This is a genomic window from Variovorax sp. J22P240 (genome assembly GCF_030316855.1).
Classification (GTDB): Bacteria; Pseudomonadota; Gammaproteobacteria; order Burkholderiales; family Burkholderiaceae_C; genus Variovorax.
Map to the genome: position 1 here is coordinate 181688 of NZ_JASZYR010000008.1, position 21957 is coordinate 203644.

Here is a 21957-nt window from a genome sequence, read left to right on the forward strand (position 1 = left end):
TCCTCGTTCATCACGCCGGATCGCTCGCGGGATCGAAGGCCTCGTCTCGCGGCGGCGGCTTTTCCTTGCCGAACACCGCCACGTACACGGTCGGCAGGAACACCAGCGTCAACACCGTTGCCACCAGCAGACCGCCCATGATGGCGAAGGCCATCGACCCCCAGAAGACCGTCGGCGCGATCGGGATCAGGCCCAGCACGGTCGATATCGAGGTCAGCATCATCGGGCGCATGCGCGATGTTCCCGAGGCCACGACCGCATCGAGAACGCTCTGGCCTTCGGCGCGGTTGGTCTCGATCTGCACGATCAGAATCACCGCGTTCTTCGCGATCATCCCGATCAGCGCCAGGATGCCGAGGATGGCGACGAAGCCAAGCGGCCGGTTGAACAGCAGCAGCGTGAGGACCACGCCGATCAGCCCCAGCGGCATGATGCAGACCACCATCGCCAGCCGCCGGAAGCTCACCAGAAGCACCATCATGCTCACGAGCATCAGCACGATCATCAGCGGCACGACGGCGTACACCGAGGCGCTCGATGCGGCGCTTTCCTCGAACAGGCCGCCGGTCTCGACCTTGTAGCCCTTCGGCAGCTTGGCGTTGAACTCGACCATCCTCGGCGCGAGTTTCTCGACCACCTCGTCCGGCAGCACGCCGTGGACGACGTCGGCGCGCACGGTCAGCGTGGGCAGGCGGTTGCGCCGCCAGATGAGCGGCAGCTCCTGCTCTTCGGTGAAGGTCGCGAACTGGCTCAGCGGCACCATGCGCCCGGTGGGCGTGGGCACCTGCAGCGAGCTCAGCGTCTGGAAGGACGCCCGCTGGTCGTCGGTGGCACGGGCCACCACATTGATCAGGTAGATGTCGTCGCGCACCTGCGTCACCGGCGACCCGGTGACCGCTGCGTTCAGGATGCCCGACAGCGTGCGCGTGCTCACGCCCAGTTGCCGCGCCTCGTCCTGGTTGATGTGCACCCTGACCTGCCGCGCCGGCTCCATCCAGTCGTAATTGACGTGGCGCACGCGCGCATCGGAGCCCAGCACGTCGGCCAGTCCGAGCGCGTACTTGCGCACCTCGTTCGTGTCCGGCCCGCTCACGCGGTATTGCAGCGGCCAGCCCACCGGAGGCCCCAGCTCGAGCGGGGACACGCGCGCGACCACGTCGGGGAACTGCTCCGCCAGCGCCTTCTCGAGCTTCAGCTGGAGCCTGTCACGCGCGTCGAGGTCCTTGGCGACAACGACGAACTGCGCGAAGAACGGGTTGGCGAGTTGCACGTTGAGCGTGAGGATGAAGCGGATCGCACCGCGCCCGACGTAGGTGCTGAAATGGTCCACATCGGCGTCTTCCTTCAGCAGTGCCTCGAAACGCTCCGCCTGCGCCTGCGTCGCATGGATCGAGGCGTTCTGCCGCAAAGTCATGTCGATCGTCAGCTCGGGCCGGTCCGACGCCGGGAAGAACTGCCGCGGCACGAACTGCAAGAGGAAGATGGTCGCCACGAAAGCGGCGATGGTCAGCCCGATGGTCAGCCACTTCGCGCGAATCGCGCCTTGCAGGAAGCGGCCGTAGATCTCGGTCACCTTGCTCGGCTTGGGCGGCGCAGCATCGGGCTTGGGCGCCTTCAGGATCGCCTTGCCAACCAGCGGCGAGAAGATCACGGCACCGAGCCACGACACGATCAGCGCAATGGCCACGACCGCGAAGATCGAGAAGGTGTATTCGCCCGCCGAGCTTCTTGCAAAGCCGATCGGCACGAAGCTCGAGATGGACACCAGCGTGCCGATCAGCATCGGCGCGGCGAGCGTGCGGTAGGCGAAGGTCGCGGCCTGGTCCTTGGTATCGCCCGCCGCGAGCCGGTTGATCATCGCGTCGACGGTGGTCATCGCGTCGTCGACGAGCAGGGTCAGCGCGATGATCAGCGCGCCCAGCGAGACGCGATGCAGGTCGATGTTCAGCACGTCCATGATGGCGAACACGATCGCCAGCGTGAGCGGAATGGACAGCGCCACCACCGTGCCCGGACGCACGCCGAGGCTCACGAAGCTACACACCAGGATGATGATGATGGCCTGCCACAGCGAGGCCATGAAGTCATTGATGGCGACGTCGACCGTGACGGCCTGGTCCGCCACCAGCGTGGGCTGGATGCCGTGCGGCAGGTTCGCCGTGATGTCGGCCATCTCGGCGCGGATGTTGCGGCCGAGCGCGAGAACGTCGCCGGCATCTCGCATCGCGATCGCCAGGCCGATGGCCGGCTTGCCGTTGACGCGGAACATCGGCTGCGGCGGATCGACGAAGCCGCGCCGCACCGTCGCGATGTCGCCCAGGCGAATGATGCGATTGCCGAAGACGAGGTTGACCGCCTCGATGTCACGCTCCGAATCGAAGGCGCCGGTGACGCGCATGAAGACACGCTCCTGCTCGGTCTGGATGGTGCCGGCAGGACGCACGATGTTCTGCGCCTGGAGCGCGGCGACGATGGTCGGGTAGTCCAGGCGCAGGCCGGCGAGGCGCTCGGTCGAGAACTCGATGTAGATCTGCTCGTCCTGCGAGCCCATCACCTCGATCTTCGAGACGTCGGGCACCTGCAGCAGGCGCGAGCGGGCGGCCTCGACATAGTCACGCAGTTCGCGGAAGGTGAAGCCGTCGGCCGTGAAGGCGTAGATGATCCCGAAGGTGCTGCCGAAATCGTCGTTGAAGAAAGGTCCGACCACGCCGGCCGGCAAGGTCTGCCGCATGTCGCCGATGTTCCGGCGCACCTGATACCAGATGTCCGGGACCACCGCCGCCGGTGTCGACTGCTCGAGGTCGACGAAGATCGTCGTCTGGCCGGCGACCGTGTAGCTGCGCACCCGGTCGAGATGGTTGGTTTCCTGCAGCGTGCGTTCGAGCCGCTCGGTGACTTGTTTCAGGGTCTCGTCCACGGTAGCACCGGGCCAGCCCGCCGCGACCACCATGGTGCGGAAAGTGAAGATCGGATCCTCCGCACGGCCCAGCCGAATGAAGGACAGCGTGCCCGCGACCACCGCGATGATCATCAGGAAGATCACCAGCGAGCGCTTGGAGAGCGCCCACTCCGACAGGTTCGGGCCGATCACTGCGCGGCCTCGAGCATCCGGACCTTCTGGCCGGGCCGCAGCGCCTGGACGCCCGCGGTCACCACCACATCGCCGGGCGCGAGCCCCGACGTGACCTGAACGCGCGCGGCGTCATAGGCCCGCACTTCGATCGCCCGGGCCGACACGGTGCCGGCCTTCGGATCGACCACCCACACGGAGGCGCCTTGACCCGATCGAGTCAGCGCCGAGGCAGGTATGTCGATGGCGGGAGCGCTGTCGAGCTTCATGCGCCCGTTCACTGTCGTGCCCAGGCGCATCGCGGCGGGCGCGTTGATCAGTCGGACCCTGACGCCGAACGTGCCCGTCACCGGATCGGCGCGAGGCGAAACCTCGCGAACCTGGCCCTTGGCGGTGACGTTCGGATCGCTCACGAGCGAGACGGTGATCTCCGCGTCCGAAGGCGCACTGTTCTTGACCTGCGCGGGCACGTCGAAGACCGCATCGCGCGCACCCTCCCGCGCAACCTGGACGATCATCCGCCCCGCCTGCACCACCTCGCCCGGCTCCGGCCCGCGTGCCGTCACGATGCCGGACACATCGGAGACCAGGCGCGTGTAGCTCAGGCGGTTCTGCGCGAGCGTCACCAGCGACTGCGCGGACTCGACCTGCGACTGCGCCACCTTCAGCAGTGCCTCCGCCTGCTCGAAGGAAGCGCGCGAGACCGCATCCTCCTTGAGGAGATCCCGCAACCGCACATGGTTGTTGCGGGCCTCCACGCCCTGCGCCTGCGCTGCCGACAATTGCGCTCGCGCGGACTGCAGGCTGCTTTCCTCGTTCAGCGGATCGAGCCGTGCCAGCACCTGGCCAGGCTTCACCCTGTCGCCGATCTCGACATTGCGCTCGACCAGCCTTCCGTCGATCCGGAACGACTGGTTGATCTCCGTCTGTGCCTGCACGGTGCCGGTGAGGTTCACGGTGTCGCCGATCGCGCGCTTCTCTATCGTCATGACGCGGACCGGGCGGATCTCAGCCACCGGGGCCTCCTCGGCGCGCCTGCAGGCCGACAACAGAACAAGCGCAGTGAGAGCGATCAGCGTTGTCGTTCTGACCAGGTAGTCAACTCGTTGATCAGCGGATTTCTCAGGCACGGCACGTTGTCCTATCAATGGAGCGGCGGCTGATTGGCCGCAGCCCCGGGGTCAGAAGTCCACCGCATCCCGAATGATCGGGCAGGTCATGCAATGGCCGCCGCCACGGCCGCGGCCGAGTTCGGCGCCCACGATGGTCACCACCTCGATGCCCTGCTTGCGCAGCAGCGTGTTGGTGTAGGTATTGCGGTCGTACGCATAAACCACGCCCGGCGAAGCGCACACCAGGTTCGCGCCACTGTCCCACTGGGTGCGCTCACGCTGGTAGTCGCTGCCGCCGGCCTCCACCACACGCAGCTTCTTGAAGCCCAGCGCCTGCGCCACGACGTCGACGAAGGGCTTGTTCTCCGCGTGCAGTTCGACCCCGCTCGGATGGCTGCTCGGACGGTAGGAGTAGGTGCGCGTCTGGTTCATGAAGTCGGGCGCTAGCAGCACGCAGTCGCGGTCGGCGAAGGTGAAGACGGTGTCCAGGTGCATCGCCGCACGGATCTTGGGCATGGCCGCAACGATGACGCGCTCGGCCGCGCCTTTCTTGAACAGGGTGGCCGCGAGTTGGCTGATGGCCTGGCGCGAAGTGCGCTCGCTCATGCCGATAAGGACGTTGCCCTTGCCGATGGGCATGACGTCACCTCCTTCGAGGGTCGCGAGGCCATGGTCTTCGGTCGGGTCGCCCCACCACACGTTGACCTTGCCAGCGAAATCAGGATGGAACTTGTAAATGGAGGTGGTGAGGATGGTCTCTTCGTGGCGTGCGGGCCAGTACAGCGGGTTGAGCGTGACGCCGCCGTAGATCCAGCAGGTCGTGTCACGGGTGTAGAGGGTGTTGGGCAGGGGCGGTAGGAGGTACTCGGTGGCACCGGCGGCTTCGCGGGCGACTTCCAGTGCCTTGCCGCCGTGCGCATCCGGAAAGTCGTGGGTCGAAAGGCCACCGATCAAGGTCTCGGCCAGCGCGCGGTTGTCGAGTCCTTCGAGGTAGCTGCGAAGTTCATCGATAAAGCCGAGGCCGACCTGGTTGGGCACGACCTGGTTGTCGAGGACCCACTTCTTGCCTTCCGGCACCGCGACGGTTTCGGCGAGCAGGTTGTGCATCTCGAGGACCTCGACGCCGCGGTCGCGCATCTTGGTGACGAAGTCGAAGTGGTCGCGCTTGGCGTTCTCGACCCACAGCACGTCGTCGAAGAGCAGTTGGTCGCAATTGCTGGGAGTGAGGCGTGAATGCGCCAGGCCCGGGGCGCACACCATCACCTTGCGCAGTTGGCCTACTTCGGAGTGAACACCGAATGCGGTGGGTTTTGTCTCTGTTGCCATGACGTTCTCCTGTGTGTGTACCCAGCCGGAATGGCTAGATGGTGATGTAACCCGTCGCGAGCCAGTAGATGCCGACGACGGCACCGATGACGGCGAGGATGAAGATGATCCAGTCCGATGCCTTGGTGAACACCGGCAGGTTTTGCTCGCGGCGACACCAGAAGTAGAGCGCCGTGCCCGGCGCATACAGGACGGCCGAGAGGACGATGAACTTCATGCCGCCGGCATAGAGCAGGAAAGCCGTGTAGGCCGTTGCGACGATCGCAATGATGAGGTCGCGCGTACGCTCCTCGGGCCGCACGTCATAACCTTCTCGACGCTTCGTCAGTTGAAGGCCGTAGCCTGCCACCAGGAGGAAAGGGATCAACGCCATCGCACTGGTCAGGTTCAGCATCAGCGAGAACGCATCGCGCGACCAGTAGGTGGTGATGACGATGAGCTGCACGATGATGTTCGTCGCCCACAGGGCCACCACGGGCACCTTGTTCTTGTTCTCCTTGGCGAAAGCCTTCGGCATGTCCTTGGTCTTGGCCGCAGCGAAAAGCACTTCGGCGCAAATCAGCGACCACGCCAGATACGCGCCCAGTACTGAGACGATCAGCCCCAAGCTCACGAAGACTGCGCCCCACGGACCGACCACAGCCTCGAGAACGGTCGCCATCGACGGCTGGCGCATGACGGCCACGTCGGGCCGCTCCAGCACGGCATAGGGAAGCAATGTGACCAGCACCATGAGGGTGGTGACCACGACGAAGCCGGTGATGGTGGCGGCTCCCACATCGGAGCGCTCCTTCGCGTAGCGCGAATACACGCTCGCGCCTTCGATCCCGAGGAAGACGAAGACAGTGACCAGCATGGTCGCGCGCACTTGCTCGAAGATGCCCCCTTCCAGGCCCGCCCCATAGAAGTTGAAGCGGAACATGTCCATCTTGAAGGCGAAGATCAGGATCACGATGAAGACCAGGATCGGAATGACCTTGGCGATCGTGACGACGGTGTTGATGAACGCCGCCTGCTGGACCCCACGCAGGATCATGAAGTGGAAAAGCCAGATGCCGACCGATGCCACCACGATCGCGACGACCGTGTTCCCGTCGCCGAAGACCGGAAAGAACGCACCCAGCGTGGACTTGATCAACACCCAGTACGACACGTTGCCGATGCAGCTGCCGATCCAGTAGCCGAAAGCGGAGAGAAAGCCGGGGTAGTCGCCGAAGCCGGCCTTGGCATAGGCGAAGACGCCGGCGTCGAGGTCGGGTTTGCGCTCGGCGAGCGACTGGAAGACCCGCGCCAGCATGTACATGCCGGTGCCGGCAATGAGCCACGCGATGACCGCGCCGAACGGACCGGTGGCATTCGCGAAGGTGCGCGGCAACGAGAAGATCCCCGCACCGACCATGCCACCCACCACCATCGCGGTGAGCTGCATTCGCGACATTTTCTGCTCAGTCGAAGCCATGGCATTTCCTCACTCGTTGAATGTTTGGAACTTCGCTCCCTGAGGGCTCGTGTCGCGCCAGCGCGATCACGGCTCATGTCTACAACCCGGTGCGAATGAGCATCAGTGGCTCATGGGCCTTTGTCAATAGCACCATCGGGCACCGCTCCGGCCACTGCGGAAAGCGAAAAAATCAGAAGGCCTTGCGCACGTTGATCCACACCTCGGTCGAGCTGTAGTTGAAGCCCACCGAATTGCTCTGGTCCCGAATCCAGAGAATCTCCGGACGCAGCGTCCAGGTCGGCACGAATTCCCAGACCAGGTAGGCGCCGACTTCGTAGAGGTTGTCCCTGCGCCGCAGGATGACAGTGTTGTCGAGCGTATCGGGATGAAAGTGAACGTTGTCGGCGTTGAAGGAATCGCGCTCCCACCACGCGAAAGTGCCCCAGCTCAGCTTGTTGTTCACAGTGAAATCGAGGGAAACGGTCGCGCCATAGACGTCCGAGTCGCCGTCGGGCCGGCTCGTCGCATAGTTGTGCCCGGCGTGCCCCGTCACGGAAAAGCTTCCCTTGCCATCCATGAACGACCGAACCCAGCCGGCAGAGACCAGGGCGGTGGTGCGGCTTCTGTCGCGCAGATTGCCTTCGGGGTATCTGCGCCGCCGCACATCCGCGCCGAGCGTGAACTGGTTGTCGGGGTCGTAGCGCATGCGGTAGTCGGTGAAGATGGAAACATCGTTGCGGTAGTCGCTGTCGCCGCGGTAACTGGTCCTGCCCCTGAACCCGGCCGCGAGGTTGTTGTCGCCCAGGGTCTTGCTGCCTGCGAGGCTCCAGCGCAGGTCGGAATCGTTTCTGCTCTCGGAGTTGTCGTAGTACCTGAACCGGTAGTCCAGGTTCGCGTCGATCGCATAGCCGTTCTGCAAGGCGTAGTTCACGCCCCCGCCCACACGCGCGTTGTAGAAGGTGTCGCGCCGGTCGCCGCCGCCGAACGCGTCCGTGCCGCGCGTCGAGTTCACCCGATAGCGGCCAACGCCTGTTTCCGCGTAGCCGAAGCCCGTCAGCGCCCGCCCTTCGTCGAGAGACTGTCGCGCTGCCTGGTCGTAGATCTCGACCTGGGACAGAACGTCGGGCGGCAGGTTGTCGAAGCGCAGCACTGTCTCGAACTCGATCTTCGCCTCCGCGTACTTTCCGAGTGCGAAGTAGGCGCGGCCCAGCGCGAGATGCGCGGCGACGTTGTCCGGTCGCGCCGCAAGACTGCGCTCGAACAGCGCCTTCGCTTTTTCGCCGCGCTGCGTGCCCAGTGCAGCACGGCCGAGCAAGTAGGTGAAGGTGGCGTCGTTCGAGTTGGCGTCCTCGAACGGCGCGAGCAGATCGTAGGCTTCCTGGTACTTGCCGTCGCGCACCAGTTGCTCGGCACGTGGAACATCGGGATCGGCGGCGAAGGCCGCGTTGGCAGTCAGCACCACCATCGACACGGCGAACGCTCGGGCGACGGAGCGCCAGGGTGAAAGTGTTCGGCCACGGCATTCGGAACGGATCTCGATCATCGTGAATGTCTCCTCGGATGCTTGGACCCCCCCTGAGAAAACATTAGACACCTGACGCCGAGCCACATGCAATGCGGCCGAAGTGCAGATCTCAGGGCTGGCCGCTGCGCGACAGCAGCACGGCGAAGGGCCGCGTGCCGGGAAACTCCGAGAAGATGATGGTCAACATCGCGGTGATCGGCACCGCCAGGAAGGCGCCGGGCACACCCCACAACGCCACCCAGACCGCGAGGCTCACCAGGATCGCGAACGGGCTGAGATTGAGCGAGTTCCCCATGACATACGGGTCAATGAAGTTGCCGATGACGAACTGAATGACGGTCAGCCAGAGCAGGATCGGAACGACGTGCGACGCATCGCCGAACTGTGCAAGTGCCATTGCGCCGGGCAGCAGCACACTCAGGAACGAGCCGATGTACGGGACGAAATTCAGCAGCACGATCATCACCGCCCAGAACGGCGCGAACTCGAGCCCCGTGAACCGCATGACCGCGTAACTCAGCACACCGAGCAGCACGCCGAGGAAGGTCTTGAGGGCCAGATAGGCGCCCACTCTCGAATTGATGTCCGCAATCACCTGCCTGATGCGCTGCGCATGTTGCGGGCTGCTTGCAATGCTCGAGATCTTCGCGTCGAGATGGGCCCGCTCCACGAGGAGGAAGCAGGCATAGAGCGCCACGATCACCACGCTGGCGAAAATCGACGATACGGACGACAGCGCTGACCCGACCAGTCGCTGAAGGCTCACCTGCGCGAGAAGGTCGCGCCGCAAGGTCGTCCATGTCGGCTCCGCCTCGACGTGGAAGAAGATGGCCACTTGCTGCACTGCCGCGAGCAGCGATTCCTGGTAGCGCGGTGCCTGGGCAATGACGCTGTCCTTGCTCGCGAGGATGGTGTAGACGACCATGAACAGGCCGAACGCGATGATCAGCACCGACAGGATGGAGATGACGAAGGGCGGAAGCGCGGGTCCGACCAGCGGGATCCGGGCGATCAGCCGCGCGAGGCCGAGGATCACGTACACCACGAAGACGCTGAACATGATGGGGACGAACACGTCGCGCCCGATGTAGCAGATCCAACCGATCATCAGCGCAATGGCCGTTCCATACACGAAGGTTTGAAACCGTTGGTTCATCTTGAGTGCAGCTCCGCGGGTCGGGGCATGGCCGGGTCGGCCGTGTCAGGGCGAACTCATCTTATGTGAAGGCACGCCAAGCGCGGAGCGCATCAAAGATGCGACAGCACCCTAGTTGAGCGTCGGCTGCGGAGGCGGCGACGTGATGAAGAAGCGCATCGGCACCTCTCGCCAGACCACCCTGCCGTCATCGGGCGTCGGCTTGAATTTCCATTTCCATATTGTTTCGGTGGCCGAGCGATCGAGTCGTGCATAGCCGCTCGATTGCTTGACCTCGACGGCCACCGGCCGGCCATCCGGCGTCGTTCGCACGTGCAGCAGCACCGTTCCCTGCTCACCCTTCTCTCGCGATTCAGCTGGATACGGGGCGTTCGGATTGGGCGGACTCGGCGCCCATTCGCCAGGTTGCGCAGCAGGCGGTGCAGCGCAAGCAATCAGCAGCGCAGCGACGCCGCTCGCAACCATGGCCTTGCCGAACGGCCAGTTTCGGATATTCATCGGATCTCCCTCTTCCCTTGTGAATGATGAGTCTTTGACGGCTCGAATGTCGCAGCGCGAATCCAGTCGTTCGCCGATGCTACCCGGCAGGCTCAGCGCGTTTCGATCATCGAGGCTCGGCAGTCTCCATCGCCGCGTCGTACTTCCCCTCGCTCGCCGCACCATTGAGCCGTGCGCGCTTGCGCAGAGCGTCCTGGGCCTGGCGCGCCTGATCGGACTTCCCCTGCCACGCCTGCAGCGCCGGGTCCTGCAGTGCACGCCCATAGGAAAAGCTCAAGTTCCAGGGCTGTGGCCCCAGCCGGTTCAGGGCGTCCAGGTTGGCCGTCGCTTCGGCGGGTGACTGCCCTCCCGAGAGGAAGTTGATGCTCGGCACCGCGGCAGGCACCGAGCGCCGCAGCACGCGAAGGGTCAGCTCGGCCACCTCCGCTGGTGTCGACTGCCGTGCGTGGGTCTTTCCGGGCACCACCATGCTCGGCTTGAGCAGCATGTGCTCCAGCACCACGTGGTGCCGGTGCAGCGCATGGAAGACCTCGTGCAGCACCTCCTGCGTCACTTCGGCGCAGCGCGCGATCGTGTGGTCCCCGTCGATCAGCACTTCCGGCTCCACGATGGGCACCACGCCCAGTTCCTGGCATACGGCAGCGTAGCGCGCGAGTGCCTCCGCGTTGGCTTCGATCGCGGCTCGGCTGGGCAGTGTGCCGGAGACGTTGTAGACCGCGCGCCACTTGGCAAAGCGCGCACCCTGCTGCTTGTACCCCTGGAGGCGTTGCGCCAGCCCGTCCAGCCCCAGTGTGATTTCGTCGCCCGGTGCCAGTGCGAGCGGAATCTTGCCGGCATCGACCTTGATGCCCGGCACGATGCCTTGCCGCGCCGCCAGTTGTGGCAGCGGCTCGCCATCGTCGGCACGCTGCCCCAGCGTCTCCTCGTACAGGATGACGCCGCTCACGTGCTGGCCGAGGTCCGGCGTCGAGAGCAGCAGGCCGCGGTAGGCGCGCCGGTTGTCCTCCGTAGACTCCACGCCAATCGTCTTGAAACGCTTGGCGATCGTCGGACCGCTTTCGTCGGCGGCGAGGATGCCCCTGCCCTTCTGGACCAGCGCTTTCACTGTGGCTTCAAGTTCACTCGAAGTGGCCATGGTGTGTCTCCAATCAGAGAGGCCAGTCTCCTGCCGGGAGGCGCTTCGATGCAAGTGCCCCTGTTGGGCGTGATGCCAAGACGAAGTCAGTCCGCAGCGCGCGGCAGGTAGCGCGCTGACAGAACCCCGTCGATCGAGGCGATGTCGGCCAGAACCGCCGGGCTCACGGCGCTGTCGATATCGACCAGCGTGTAGGCCATGTCGCCGCGCGACTTGTTGACCATGTTGTGGATGTTCAGCCCGGCATTCGCCATGGCGGTGGAAATCTGCCCGAGCATGTTGGGAACGTTGGCGTTGGCTATCGCCACGCGGTAAGCCGACTCTCGCCCCATGCTGACGCTCGGGAAGTTCACCGCATTGTCGATGTTGCCGTCCTCCAGGAAGTCGCGCAGTTGGTCGGCGACCATGACGGCGCAGTTCTCCTCCGCCTCGCGCGTGCAGGCGCCCAGGTGCGGCAGACACACGATGCGCTCATGTCCCAGCAACGCGGCGCTGGGAAAGTCGCACACATAGCGACCCAGGTGCCCCGCGGCCAGCGACGCCAGCACCGCATCGTTGCTGACCACGCCCTCGCGCGAGAAGTTCAGCAGCACCGCGCCGGGCGGCATCAGGCGGATGTTGTCCGCATTCACCATGTGGCGGGTGGCGTCCACCAGCGGCACGTGCAGGGTGACGAACTGCGCGTTGCGCAGCACGTCCGCCACGCTCGCTGCCTTTCGCACCTGCGATGGCAAGCTCCACGCGGCATCGACGGTGATGTCCGGGTCGTAGCCGAGCACGTTCATGCCCAACTTGATGGCCGCATCGGCCACCAGGCAGCCGATCTTGCCCAGGCCCGCGATGCCCAGCGTCTGCCCGGCCAACTCGAAGCCGGCGAAGGCGCTCTTGCCGTTCTCGACCGTCTTTTCCATGTCGGCTCGGCCAGGACCCAGTTCGTCGACGAAGCGCAAGGCGCCGGAGAGGTTGCGCGCAGCCATCAGCATGGCCGCTAGCACCAGTTCCTTGACGGCATTGGCGTTGGCGCCCGGCGCATTGAACACCGGCACGCCTCGCTCGCTCATGGCCTTGACCGGGATATTGTTGGTGCCGGCGCCGGCGCGGGCGATGGCTCGCACGCTGTGCGGGATGACCATCGCGTGCATGTCGGCCGAGCGCACCAGCACCGCATCGGGCGCCGTCACGTTCTTGCCCGTCACATAGCGATCGGCCGGCAGGCGCTGGAGACCTTTGGCCGAGACCTCGTTGAGCACCAGGATCTGGAGCCGGTCAGCCATGGCCGACCTCGAACTCCTTCATGTACTCGACGAGCGCCATCACGCCTTCGATCGGCATGGCGTTGTAGATCGACGCTCGCATCCCGCCCACCGACCGGTGGCCCTTGAGTTGCACCATGCCGCGCGCCTGCGCGCCCTTGAGGAAGGCTTCGTCGAGCGATTCGTCGCGCAGCTTGAAGGGCACGTTCATCAGCGACCGGTCCTCGCGCGTCACCGGGTTGTAGAAGAAGGAGGTGGTCTCCAGGTGGTCGTACAGCACCGCGGCTTTCTTGCGGTTGTGCGCTTCCATCGCCTCGAGCCCGCCCTGCGCCTTGATCCAGTTGAACACCAGGCCGGCGATGTAGATCGTGTAGGTCGGCGGCGTGTTGAACATCGAGTCGTTGTCGGCCTGGATCTTGTAGTCGAAGGCGGAGGGCGTGATGGGCAGCGCCTGGCCGATCAGGTCGTCGCGCACGATCACGATGGTGACGCCGGCCGGACCGACGTTCTTCTGCGCGCCACCATAGATCAGGCCGTAACGACGCACGTCGACCGGCCGCGACATGAAGTTGCTCGACATGTCGGCGACCAGCGGGACCTCACCGGTGTCGGGGGTCCAGTGGTATTCGACACCGCCGATGGTTTCATTCGAGCAGATGTGCACGTAGGCGGCGTCCGGATCGAGCTTCCAAGTCTCCCGGCGGGGCACGCTGACGTAGCCGCCCGCCTCGCTGCTGGCGGCCACGTTGACCTTGCAGTACTTCTTCGCCTCCTTGATCGACTTCTTCGACCACTCCCCGGTGTCGATGTAGTCGGCGCTCGCACGGCCGCGCAGCATGTTCATCGGCACGATGGCGTTCTCGCCGATAGCGCCGCCCTGCAAAAACAGCACCTTGTAGTCCGCCGGCACCCCCAGCAACTCGCGCAGCAGGCTTTCAGCCTCGGCGTGGATGGAGATGAACTCCTTCCCGCGGTGGCTCATCTCCATGACCGACATGCCGCTGCCCCGCCAGTCGAGCATCTCGTCGGCTGCCTGGCGAAGCACGGATTCGGGCAGGGTCGCGGGGCCCGCGCTGAAGTTGAAGACACGCGTCATGTATGAGTCTCCTGGAAAATGGCGAGGAAGGTCGCCATTCGACAGGACGTCGACGCAAAAAGCAACGGCTTGCCGAACCGGCTCTCGCAACAGCCAGCGCAGCACGCGTCAGCGCGTGGCCCAGAACGCGCGCTGCATCTCGATGGTCTCCTGCGCGATCTCGACCACCGGCCCGATCAGCTCCACGGCCTTCTGGCAGTGGTCGAAGACGTAGCGCGACGGCACGCTCATCGTCGGGTTCTCGGCATGGCTGCCGGTCTCGACGAGCAGTTGGGCCTCGGTCATGCCGTACACCACGCGCCCGATGTTCGCCCAGTAAGCCGTGCCCGCGCACATGCAACAGGGCTCGACGGCGGTGTAGAGCGTGCAACCCCAGAGGAACTCGGGTGTGTAGTTGGTCGCGGCCACGCGCGCCAGCACGGACTCGGCATGGTTGACGGTGTCGACGTTGCACTGCTCCAGCAGCACGGTCTCGTTGTCGGGGCCGACCAGCACGGCGCCGAAGGGGTGGTGGCCGAGCGCGATGGCGCGGCGGGCGACTTCGTTGGAGCGGCGCAGGTGGCGCACCATCTGTTCGTGCGTGGGGCGCGGACCCTGGGACGACGGGGGATTCGTTTCGGACATGACGGGTACTCCTCGATGGGGCGCGATACTCTCACAACGATCATCGGCTGCGACGCGATTCCCAAGGCGACGCCAGCACGATGGACGAACGTCATGACTGAACACACTACATTCCCCGCGCTCGACACGGCGCTGTTCGACGCCCCGACGCGGGAGCGACTCGTCGCCCGCGAGCCCTCCCTGCATCGCCCCCGCTTTCTGATGCTCTATGGCTCCCTGCGCGAGCGCTCGTACAGCAGGCTCCTGACGCTGGAGGCGGCGCGGCTTCTCGAGGCCATGGGCGGCGAGGTGAGGGTATTCAATCCGGCAGGCCTGCCCCTGCCCGACAGCGTCCCGGAGACCGACCCGAAGGTGCAGGAGTTGCGCAAGCTGGCCGAGTGGTCCGAAGGCATGGTGTGGACCTCCCCCGAGCGGCACGGCGCCATGACCGGCATCATGAAGGCGCAGATCGACTGGATTCCGCTGGCTCTGGGCGCGGTGCGGCCGACGCAGGGCAAGACGCTGGCGGTCATGGAAGTCTCGGGCGGCTCGCAATCGTTCAACGCCATCAACCAGATGCGCGTGCTCGGCCGATGGATGCGGATGCTGACCATCCCCAACCAGTCGTCCGTTGCCAAGGCCTACCTCGAGTTCGACGAAGCCGGCCGCATGAAGCCTTCGAGCTACTACGACCGCGTCGTCGACGTGATGGAGGAGCTGTTCAAGTTCACCCTGCTCACGCGCGATGTCAGCCCCTACCTGGTGGACCGGTACAGCGAGCGCAAGGAGAGTGCCGAGGAACTGTCCAGACGGGTCGGCCAGCGGGGAATCTGAGTTGCCGCGACGAAATTGGCGCAACTGGCAGCGCCGTGCCGCGCATGCGTCTTGCAAGCGGCCGTGTGGGACGTACACTGCGCCGGCACTTCCCCGTGCGTCCCAGTCCAACATCGCTGTCCATGAACATCCGCTTTGCAGAACCCGTTCCAAAGGCCCTGTCCGACGAGGCCGCCGCCATTGCCCGGCAGAAGAAGGAACTACTCACTCGCCCGCAGAAGCTGCCCGCGTTTTCGATGGAACTTCGCGCGCGTGAGGGCCATGTCTTCAAGGTGGGGCAGCGCTTGACGGTAGCGCTGCCGGCCATCGATCGCTATCTCGCAGCGCCGACCACGGACGTTCCGCTGCATGCGCCCGATGGCGAGGAGGTGCGTGCAGTTCCGACGGCCACCCAACTCAAGGTGATGCTGCGCGCGCACTACAGCGGCGCCACAGTCAACGTCATCATCCTGTCGGTGGAACCAGCGCCTGTCCACGCCGGCAATCGCGAGGCCGTCTGGAAGGAAGCCGCGGCGACCGCGCGGGTCGTGTTCCAGTGAAAGGATTCACTGGCCGCGGCGCTGCAGGGTTTCAGTCGGGCTTGATGTTGGCTTCGCGGATCAGCTTGCCGTAGCGCGCGGCGTCGTCCTTGACCAGCTTGCCGAACAGCTCGGGCGCACCGGGCAGCGACACGCCACCTGCCGCTGCCAGCTGGTCGCGCACCTCGCTCGATTCGAGCGCCTTCTGCACGGCCTCGTGCACCTTCGCCAGGATCGGCCTCGGCAAACCCGCCGGCGCGACGAAGCCATACCAGACACTGGACTCGAAGCCCGGATAGCCCGACTCAGCCACGGTCGGCACGCCCGGCAGCACTGCGGAGCGCTCAGGGCTCATGACGGCCAGCACACGCAGCTTGCCGCCTTTCACCAGCGGCAGCGCCTCCAGCGCATTTACCGCCACCACGTCGACATGGCCGCCGAGCACATCCGTGAGCGCCTGCGCGCCCCCCTTGTAGGGCACGTGCCGCCACGAGAGGCCCGCCGTGTGCTGGAAAAGCTCCATCGCCAGGTGCGGCGTCGAACCGTTGCCCGGCGTCGCCACGCTGATCGTGCCTGGCTTGGCCTTGGTCGCGGCGGACAACTGCGCCAGCGTCTTGATCTCCGAACCTTCGCGCACGGCCAGCACCACAGGCACCCTTCCGACCAATGACACCGGCGTGAGGTCGCGCTCCAGGTCGTAGGGCGCCGGCTGGAACAGCGACGGATTCACGGCGAGCGCGTTGGCCGCCAGCAGTAGCGTATAGCCGTCGGGCGGACTGGCGATGAGCGCCTTGACGGCGATGTTCGTACCGGCCCCCGGCTTGTTCTCGACGATGACGGGTTGGCCGAGGGTGGCGGCCATGCGCTGCCCGACCGAGCGTGCGATGGCATCCACCGCACCGCCAGCGCTGTATCCGACAAGGATCTTGATTGGCTTCGATGGGTAGGCATCTGCAGCCGCCGCGCTCGATGTGGCAAGGGGCAGCAACGCGGCCAGCGCGAATGCGCAACGAGACAGGATGGATTTCATGAAGAGATTCCGAAGATGAAAACGAAGGGCCGACGCGACGTCAGCGTTTGTCGGCCGCGGGCGCGGCATCCCAGGCCTGCGCCTTGGCATCCTTGCCGGCGACCGAATACAGCGCGCCGGGGGCGTTGCGGGTTTGCTGGAATGCCTCCAGCGTCTCGCCACGCATGGCGGCGTAGATGTGGAGGTTGGACACGCCGACGACCGCACCGAGCTTCTCCAGCATGAAGAAGATGACGCCGTAGTGGATCAACCCGCGCCAGTCGCGACGACGCACCATGTCGCGCTCCTGCGGCGTCAGTTCCGCTGCCTCGAACGCGGCCTCTTCGTCCGCGAAGAAATGCGCCCGGTGCTCGGGACGCGTCATCCCGTGCAGGAACTTGTTGAGGCGGTAGGCGCGCACGCTGGTCTCCAGCGAGAACGGATAGGTGCCCTGGAGCGCTTCGACACCGGCGAGCTGCTCGTCCATGTGACGCCGATGCCGCTGCGCCTCGCCCGCGATCGGCGGGCTTGCGAGGTTCTCGTAGATCTGGGTCGCGATGCCAGTCATGGACGGCAGGTAGTAGCTCTGATGCGTCTTGCGCACGTTCGACGACAAGGCCCCGCGCATGACCAGCCACATGATGACTTCGGCGCCCTCCATGCCCCCGAGCGTCGCCAACTCGGCCTGCGTCATCTCGGTGAGCCGCACGGGGTCGTTCTCGATCAGTTCGAGAAACCGCGCGTCCCACGCCGTGTTGTTGAAGCCCGCGCGCTCGCCATGCACCTGGTGCGACAGCCCGCCGGTGGCGACGATGGCGACCTTCAGGTCTTCCGGATAGCTCTCGATGGCGCGGCGCAGTGCCTGGCCGAGGCGGTAGCAGCGCCGGGCCGAAGGCACGGGCGATTGCAGCACGCCGACCTGCAGCGGAATGACCGGCACGGTCCATGCGGGCTTGTGGGGGCACAGCAGCGACAGCGGCGAGAAGACGCCGTGGTCCAGCGCCCGGTCCTGGAAGAAGGACATGTCGAACTCGTCCGCCACGAGCGAGCGGCCGATGTGCCGCGCCAGCGCCGGGTGCCCGTCCAGGGGCGGCAGGTCGCGTGCGCCGCCGCCCTCGTCCGCCACCGCGTGGCGTTCGCCGACGCCCAGCGAGAACGCCGAATAGTGGTCGAAGAAAAAGGAGCTGACGTGGTCGTTGTAGATGAAGAACAGCACGTCCGGCTGCCGTTCGGCCAGCCAGCGCTGCACCGGCTCGAAGGCCTTGAAGATGGGCGCCCAGACCGGATCGTCCTGCTTGTTCTTGTCGAAGGCGAAGCCGATGGTCGGGGTGTGGGAGCAGGCGACGGCGCCGATGATGCGAGCCATGATGAATCCTTGTAGCTGTCAGTCGAGCGAGACGTTCGCTTGCTTGATCACCGCCGCCATCCGCTTGGACTCGGCCTGCACGTACAACTCGAACTTGTCGCGCGTGACCGGGAACGGCTCATAGCCGAAAGCCACGAACTTGGCCTTGAAATCGGGATCGGCCAATGCCGTCTCCACATCACGCCGGATCTTGTCGCTCACGGCGCGCGGCAGGCCGGCGGGTGCGGCCAGTGTCGTCCAGCCGACGACCTCGAAACCTGCGGGACCGCCGGATTCGGCCACCGTCGGCACATCGGGGAACGCCGGATGCCGCGCCGGCGCGGCCACGGCGAGATAGCGCAGCTTGCCGGCCCGCTGCATGGCGCCCGCCGAACCCAGCGTGCCGAGCGCGAAGGACAACTCGTTCGTCGCGACGCTGGTGTAGAGCTGCGTGGTTTCCTTGTAGATGACGTGGGTCATCTGGGTGCCCGTCATCGTCTCGAACAACGCCGAGCCCAGGTGCACCGGATTGCCGATCGACCACGAACCGTAGTTGAGCTTGCCGGGATTGGCCTTGGCGTCGGCCACGATCTGCCCTACCGACTTGTACTTGCTGTCCGTCGCCACGGTGAAGAAGAAATTGGTGCGGAACAGTGGTGCGATCTGCTCGAAGTCCTTCACCGGGTCATAGGGCAGCTTCTTGAACAGGTGCGGATAAGCGACGAGATGGACGTTGTCCAGCTGGATCAGGTCGTGCCCGTCGGTCGCGCCGCGCTTGAACGCATCGATGGCGATGAAGCCGTTGCCGCCCGGGCGGTTCTCGACGGTCACCGGCTTGCCCCAGGTGCGGCTGAGCTTGTCGGCCAGGAGCCTCACCACGCCTTCGGGGCCGCTGCCGACCGGGAATGGCGTGATGATGCGCACCGCACGGGTGGGGAAATCCTGCGAATGGGATGGCGTTGCGGCCAGGGACAGCACGGTGGCCGCGAGAGCCGCGAATGCGTCGAGTTTTTTCATGGTGCCTCCAGTCAGTCGATGTAGCGCAGGCCGGCCTTGGCCAGCGGCTCACGCATGGCATACATGTCGAGGCCAAGTTCGCCCGCGGCGAAGCGCGTACGCTTGCCGGTCTCGTTCGCTTCGCGGGCTTCGGCCGCATCGGCCACCTGCTGCGCACGCGAAGCAGGCACCACGACCACGCCGTCGATGTCGGCCACCACCACGTCGCCCGGTTGCACGAGCGCGCCGGCGCACACCACCGGCACGTTGACCGAACCCAGCGTCGCCTTGATCGTGCCCTTGGAATGGATGGCACGGCTGAACACGGGAAAGTTCATCGCAGTAAGGTCGCGCACGTCGCGCACGCCGCCGTCGATCACGAGGCCCTTGCAGCCGCGCGCCTTGAACGAGGTCGCCAGCAGGTCGCCGAAGAAGCCGTCGGTGCTGTCGCTGGTGCAGGCCGCGATCACCACGTCGCCGGGCTGGATCTGCTCGGCCGCGACATGCAGCATCCAGTTGTCGCCGGGCTGCAGCAGGACAGTGACGGCGGGGCCGCAGAATCGCGCGTCGGGGTAGATGGGGCGGATGCGCGGCTGCATGAGCCCGAGCCGCCCGAGCGCCTCGTGCACGGTGGAGACGCCGAAGCGCGAGAGCTTTTCGACGGCGGCGGAGTCGGCGCGCGTGATCCGGCGGTGGACGACGCCGAGTTCCTGAGGTGTGCTGGTTTGCGTCATGTTCATAGTCCCTTGGCAGTCAGTGCGCGATCGAGGCGCGGGTATACGCGGCGCGCGTTTCCTTCGTAGACCTTGTGGCGCGCGTCGCCGTCGAGCATCGGCGTCGCGTCGATGTAGCGCCGCGTGTCGTCGTAAGGGAAGCCGGTCTCGGGATCGATGCCGCGCACGGCGCCGATCATTTCGCTCGCGAACAGGATGTTGTCGACCGGGATCACGCGTGTCAGCAGATCGATGCCCGCCTGGTGGTACACGCAGGTGTCGAAGAAGATGTTGTTCAGCAGGTGATCTTTCAGCAGCGGCTTCTTCAGCTCCTGCGCGAGACCTCGGAAACGCCCCCAGTGGTAGGGAACCGCACCGCCGCCATGCGGGATCACGAAGCGCAGCGTCGGGAAGTCCTTGAACAAGTCCGAGGTCAGGCACTGCATGAAGGCCGTGGTGTCGGCATTGAGGTAGTGCGCGCCGGTGGTGTGGAAGCAGGCATTGCAGCTCGTGCTCACGTGCACCATCGCCGGAATGTCGTGCTCGACCATCTTCTCGTAGATCGGATACCAGTGGCGGTCCGACAGCGGCGGCGAGGTCCAGTGCCCGCCGGAAGGGTCGGGGTTGAGATTGATGCCGACGAAGCCATAGTCCTTGACGCAGCGCTCCAGTTCGGGAATGCAAGTGCGCGGATCGACGCCGGGCGACTGCGGCAGCATGGCCGCGCCGATGAAGTTGTCCGGAAAGAGCTGCGCAACGCGGTGGCACAACTCATTGCAGATCGCGGCCCACGTAGCGCTCGTCTCGAAGTTGCCGATGTGGTGCGCCATGAAGCTTGCACGGGGCGAGAAGATGGTCAGGTCGCTGCCGCGTTCGCGCATCTTCTGCAGCTGGTTGCTTTCGATGGATTCGCGCAGCTCGTCGTCGCTGATCTTCAGCGACGCGGACGAAGGGGTCTCCGCGGGATTGCCGAGGCTGGCGATCTGGCGGTTGCGCCATTCCTCCAGCGCCTTGGGCGCGGTGGTGTAGTGGCCGTGACAGTCGATGATCATGCAGGGTCCAGTTTTCGAATCAAGGGTTGCGGGGGCACCAGCACCTGGCCGCGGAAGAGCGGCCGTGCGGTGCGCAGAAGTGCGGCGCCGGCGATGGCAAGGCCGCTGTCGTCCATCAGCAGGCGCACGGTGAACTCGCCGGTCGGGTGCTCCACCGAAAGGTCGTGCCGCGGCGCGGCACCGAGGCGGCACAGCGGCTCGGTCACGGTGCCTGACAGCACGCAGGCCGAAGCCACCGAGACCGCGCCCAGCACACCGATCGCGTCATGGCACTTGCGTGGAATGAAGGTGCGGGTGTTCAGCGAACCGCCGGCCTGCGCGGGCGATACCAGCGTCATCTTCGGCACGACCTTGACGCTCACGTCGCCCAGGCCCATGAGCTGGCCGGCCTGAAGGCGGATCGACTCGATGCGCGCCTTGAGCGCCGTGTTGGCGTCCAGCTCGGCCGGTGTCTCGTTGCCGGTGCAACCGAGGTCCGCTGCGCGCATCACGACCACGGGCATGCCGTTGTCGATGCAGCTGACCTCGACGCCGTCGATGCGATCGGTGGGCTCGCCCGTGGGCAGCAACGCGCCGCAACTCGAACCGACGATGTCGGAGAAGCGCAGCTCGATCGGCGATCCCTCTCCAGGTACGCCGCTGATGTGCGTGTCGCCGCTGTAGGCCACCCGGCCGCCAGGCGTCTGCACCACAGCGTCGCAGTAGGAGTTGGTGTTCACCATGCGGATGCGCACCACCGACTCCTGCGGCTGAGCGGCGACGAGGCCCTCTTCCAGCGCGAACGGGCCAACGGCTGCAAGGATGTTGCCGCAGGTCGGCGCATAGTCGATGCGCGACTCGGCCGCCACCACCTGCCCGAACAGGTAGTCGACATCGGCGCGCGCATCCTGCGACCGCGAAATGAACGCCACCTTGGTCGTGAGCGGATGGCCGCCGCCGATGCCGTCGATCTGCCGCGCGTCCGGATGGCCCATCGCGGCGAGGATGAGCGCGTCGCGCGCGGCCGGTTCGACTGGCAGGTCGCTTGCATGGAAAAAGGCAGCCTTGGAAGTGCCGCCACGCATCCACACGCAAGGGACCGCATCGAGGGAGCTGAAGGAGGTCGTCGCCATGGGCCATAGTCTCGGCCGAACACGCTGGGCGCGGTGTGAGTTCTAATTTCGCTGCGTTCTTACTTATTTATCGACCAAGGGTTTACCCCTTCCATCTTTCGCGCCATCCATTACTTGCAGCTACACAGCAGGAGTCCCCGCATTGCCATCGACAAAAGTTATC

The 21957-nt window shown here is 65.4% G+C and carries 19 protein-coding genes; 2 read left to right on the plus strand and 17 right to left on the minus strand.

What is annotated here, in order from left to right; genetic code table 11:
- Positions 1 to 10: 10 nt before the first annotated feature.
- The 11 genes from QTI24_RS20230 to QTI24_RS20280 form a co-directional block, all read right to left on the minus strand.
- Positions 11 to 3091 carry an efflux RND transporter permease subunit gene (locus QTI24_RS20230; RefSeq protein ID WP_286602908.1) on the minus strand — a complete coding sequence of 1027 codons (3081 nt, stop codon included), beginning with the start codon at positions 3089 to 3091 and terminating at the stop codon, positions 11 to 13.
- Positions 3088 to 4086, minus strand: a complete 999-nt coding sequence (locus QTI24_RS20235) for an efflux RND transporter periplasmic adaptor subunit (RefSeq protein ID WP_286602909.1) — start codon at positions 4084 to 4086, stop codon at positions 3088 to 3090. The genes QTI24_RS20230 and QTI24_RS20235 overlap by 4 nt, the downstream gene beginning before the upstream one ends.
- Positions 4087 to 4251: 165 nt before the next feature.
- Positions 4252 to 5508, minus strand: a complete 1257-nt coding sequence (locus QTI24_RS20240; protein WP_286602911.1) for an arginine deiminase — start codon at positions 5506 to 5508, stop codon at positions 4252 to 4254.
- Positions 5509 to 5542: 34 nt separating this feature from the next.
- Positions 5543 to 6967 carry a basic amino acid/polyamine antiporter gene (locus QTI24_RS20245; protein WP_286602913.1) on the minus strand — a complete coding sequence of 475 codons (1425 nt, stop codon included), beginning with the start codon at positions 6965 to 6967 and terminating at the stop codon, positions 5543 to 5545.
- A gap of 172 nt (positions 6968 to 7139) precedes the next feature.
- Complete coding sequence (locus tag QTI24_RS20250) at positions 7140 to 8492, minus strand: tetratricopeptide repeat protein (protein WP_286602914.1); 1353 nt, start codon at positions 8490 to 8492, stop codon at positions 7140 to 7142.
- Positions 8493 to 8583: 91 nt separating this feature from the next.
- Positions 8584 to 9630, minus strand: a complete 1047-nt coding sequence (locus QTI24_RS20255; RefSeq protein ID WP_286602915.1) for an AI-2E family transporter — start codon at positions 9628 to 9630, stop codon at positions 8584 to 8586.
- A gap of 111 nt (positions 9631 to 9741) precedes the next feature.
- Positions 9742 to 10128, minus strand: a complete 387-nt coding sequence (locus QTI24_RS20260) for an energy transducer TonB (RefSeq protein ID WP_286602916.1) — start codon at positions 10126 to 10128, stop codon at positions 9742 to 9744.
- Between the two features lie 106 nt (positions 10129 to 10234).
- Complete coding sequence (locus tag QTI24_RS20265; RefSeq protein WP_286602918.1) at positions 10235 to 11263, minus strand: class I fructose-bisphosphate aldolase; 1029 nt, start codon at positions 11261 to 11263, stop codon at positions 10235 to 10237.
- A gap of 86 nt (positions 11264 to 11349) precedes the next feature.
- Complete coding sequence (locus tag QTI24_RS20270) at positions 11350 to 12537, minus strand: phosphoglycerate dehydrogenase (RefSeq protein WP_286602920.1); 1188 nt, start codon at positions 12535 to 12537, stop codon at positions 11350 to 11352.
- The gene (gene serC / locus QTI24_RS20275) at positions 12530 to 13612 is read right to left on the minus strand and encodes a 3-phosphoserine/phosphohydroxythreonine transaminase (protein ID WP_286602921.1); all 1083 of its coding nucleotides are present in this window, start codon (positions 13610 to 13612) and stop codon (positions 12530 to 12532) included. Before serC ends, QTI24_RS20270 begins: the two co-directional genes overlap by 8 nt.
- 108 nt (positions 13613 to 13720) lie before the next feature.
- A complete protein-coding gene (locus QTI24_RS20280) occupies positions 13721 to 14236 on the minus strand; it encodes a nucleoside deaminase (protein ID WP_286602922.1) in 516 nt (171 codons plus the stop codon).
- Positions 14237 to 14329: 93 nt separating this feature from the next.
- Here QTI24_RS20280 and arsH point away from each other — a divergent pair, with 93 nt between their 5' ends.
- Positions 14330 to 15049 (plus strand): arsenical resistance protein ArsH, encoded by a 720-nt coding sequence (gene arsH, locus QTI24_RS20285; RefSeq protein ID WP_286602923.1) that lies wholly within the window; start codon positions 14330 to 14332, stop codon positions 15047 to 15049.
- A gap of 122 nt (positions 15050 to 15171) precedes the next feature.
- On the plus strand, positions 15172 to 15588 hold the full coding sequence (locus QTI24_RS20290) for a hypothetical protein (RefSeq protein ID WP_286602924.1): 417 nt from the start codon (positions 15172 to 15174) through the stop codon (positions 15586 to 15588).
- Positions 15589 to 15619: 31 nt separating this feature from the next.
- Here the strand turns inward: QTI24_RS20290 and QTI24_RS20295 are convergent, their stop codons facing one another.
- From QTI24_RS20295 to QTI24_RS20320, 6 genes are read right to left on the minus strand one after another with little or no spacing between them, the layout of a single operon-like run.
- Positions 15620 to 16597, minus strand: coding sequence for a tripartite tricarboxylate transporter substrate binding protein (locus tag QTI24_RS20295; protein WP_286602925.1), 978 nt, complete (start codon positions 16595 to 16597; stop codon positions 15620 to 15622).
- Positions 16598 to 16637: 40 nt separating this feature from the next.
- A complete protein-coding gene (locus tag QTI24_RS20300) occupies positions 16638 to 17942 on the minus strand; it encodes a gallate dioxygenase (protein ID WP_286602927.1) in 1305 nt (434 codons plus the stop codon).
- A gap of 18 nt (positions 17943 to 17960) precedes the next feature.
- A complete protein-coding gene (locus tag QTI24_RS20305; protein WP_286602928.1) occupies positions 17961 to 18938 on the minus strand; it encodes a Bug family tripartite tricarboxylate transporter substrate binding protein in 978 nt (325 codons plus the stop codon).
- 11 nt (positions 18939 to 18949) lie between these two features.
- On the minus strand, positions 18950 to 19651 hold the full coding sequence (gene ligK, locus QTI24_RS20310) for a 4-carboxy-4-hydroxy-2-oxoadipate aldolase/oxaloacetate decarboxylase (protein ID WP_503011293.1): 702 nt from the start codon (positions 19649 to 19651) through the stop codon (positions 18950 to 18952).
- A 2-nt stretch (positions 19652 to 19653) separates the two neighbouring features.
- Entirely contained in the window at positions 19654 to 20682 is a 1029-nt protein-coding gene (locus tag QTI24_RS20315; RefSeq protein ID WP_286602930.1) for an amidohydrolase family protein, read from the minus strand.
- The gene (locus QTI24_RS20320) at positions 20679 to 21794 is read right to left on the minus strand and encodes a 4-oxalomesaconate tautomerase (protein ID WP_286602932.1); all 1116 of its coding nucleotides are present in this window, start codon (positions 21792 to 21794) and stop codon (positions 20679 to 20681) included. The genes QTI24_RS20315 and QTI24_RS20320 overlap by 4 nt, the downstream gene beginning before the upstream one ends.
- Between the last annotated feature and the right edge of the window lie 163 nt (positions 21795 to 21957).

What these genes read in the sequence shown, in the direction of transcription:
- QTI24_RS20255 (WP_286602915.1), bottom strand. Translation starts at nt 9,630, where the DNA reads ATGAACCAACGGTTTCAAACCTTCGTGTATGGAACGGCCATTGCGCTG.
- ligK (WP_503011293.1), bottom strand. Translation starts at nt 19,651, where the DNA reads ATGACGCAAACCAGCACACCTCAGGAACTCGGCGTCGTCCACCGCCGG.
- QTI24_RS20305 (WP_286602928.1), bottom strand. Translation starts at nt 18,938, where the DNA reads ATGAAAAAACTCGACGCATTCGCGGCTCTCGCGGCCACCGTGCTGTCC.
- QTI24_RS20270 (WP_286602920.1), bottom strand. Translation starts at nt 12,537, where the DNA reads ATGGCTGACCGGCTCCAGATCCTGGTGCTCAACGAGGTCTCGGCCAAA.
- QTI24_RS20295 (WP_286602925.1), bottom strand. Translation starts at nt 16,597, where the DNA reads ATGAAATCCATCCTGTCTCGTTGCGCATTCGCGCTGGCCGCGTTGCTG.
- QTI24_RS20240 (WP_286602911.1), bottom strand. Translation starts at nt 5,508, where the DNA reads ATGGCAACAGAGACAAAACCCACCGCATTCGGTGTTCACTCCGAAGTA.
- QTI24_RS20315 (WP_286602930.1), bottom strand. Translation starts at nt 20,682, where the DNA reads ATGATCATCGACTGTCACGGCCACTACACCACCGCGCCCAAGGCGCTG.
- QTI24_RS20300 (WP_286602927.1), bottom strand. Translation starts at nt 17,942, where the DNA reads ATGGCTCGCATCATCGGCGCCGTCGCCTGCTCCCACACCCCGACCATC.
- QTI24_RS20320 (WP_286602932.1), bottom strand. Translation starts at nt 21,794, where the DNA reads ATGGCGACGACCTCCTTCAGCTCCCTCGATGCGGTCCCTTGCGTGTGG.
- QTI24_RS20250 (WP_286602914.1), bottom strand. Translation starts at nt 8,492, where the DNA reads ATGATCGAGATCCGTTCCGAATGCCGTGGCCGAACACTTTCACCCTGG.
- QTI24_RS20280 (WP_286602922.1), bottom strand. Translation starts at nt 14,236, where the DNA reads ATGTCCGAAACGAATCCCCCGTCGTCCCAGGGTCCGCGCCCCACGCAC.
- serC (WP_286602921.1), bottom strand. Translation starts at nt 13,612, where the DNA reads ATGACGCGTGTCTTCAACTTCAGCGCGGGCCCCGCGACCCTGCCCGAA.
- QTI24_RS20245 (WP_286602913.1), bottom strand. Translation starts at nt 6,967, where the DNA reads ATGGCTTCGACTGAGCAGAAAATGTCGCGAATGCAGCTCACCGCGATG.
- QTI24_RS20260 (WP_286602916.1), bottom strand. Translation starts at nt 10,128, where the DNA reads ATGAATATCCGAAACTGGCCGTTCGGCAAGGCCATGGTTGCGAGCGGC.
- QTI24_RS20265 (WP_286602918.1), bottom strand. Translation starts at nt 11,263, where the DNA reads ATGGCCACTTCGAGTGAACTTGAAGCCACAGTGAAAGCGCTGGTCCAG.
- QTI24_RS20290 (WP_286602924.1), top strand. Translation starts at nt 15,172, where the DNA reads ATGAACATCCGCTTTGCAGAACCCGTTCCAAAGGCCCTGTCCGACGAG.
- arsH (WP_286602923.1), top strand. Translation starts at nt 14,330, where the DNA reads ATGACTGAACACACTACATTCCCCGCGCTCGACACGGCGCTGTTCGAC.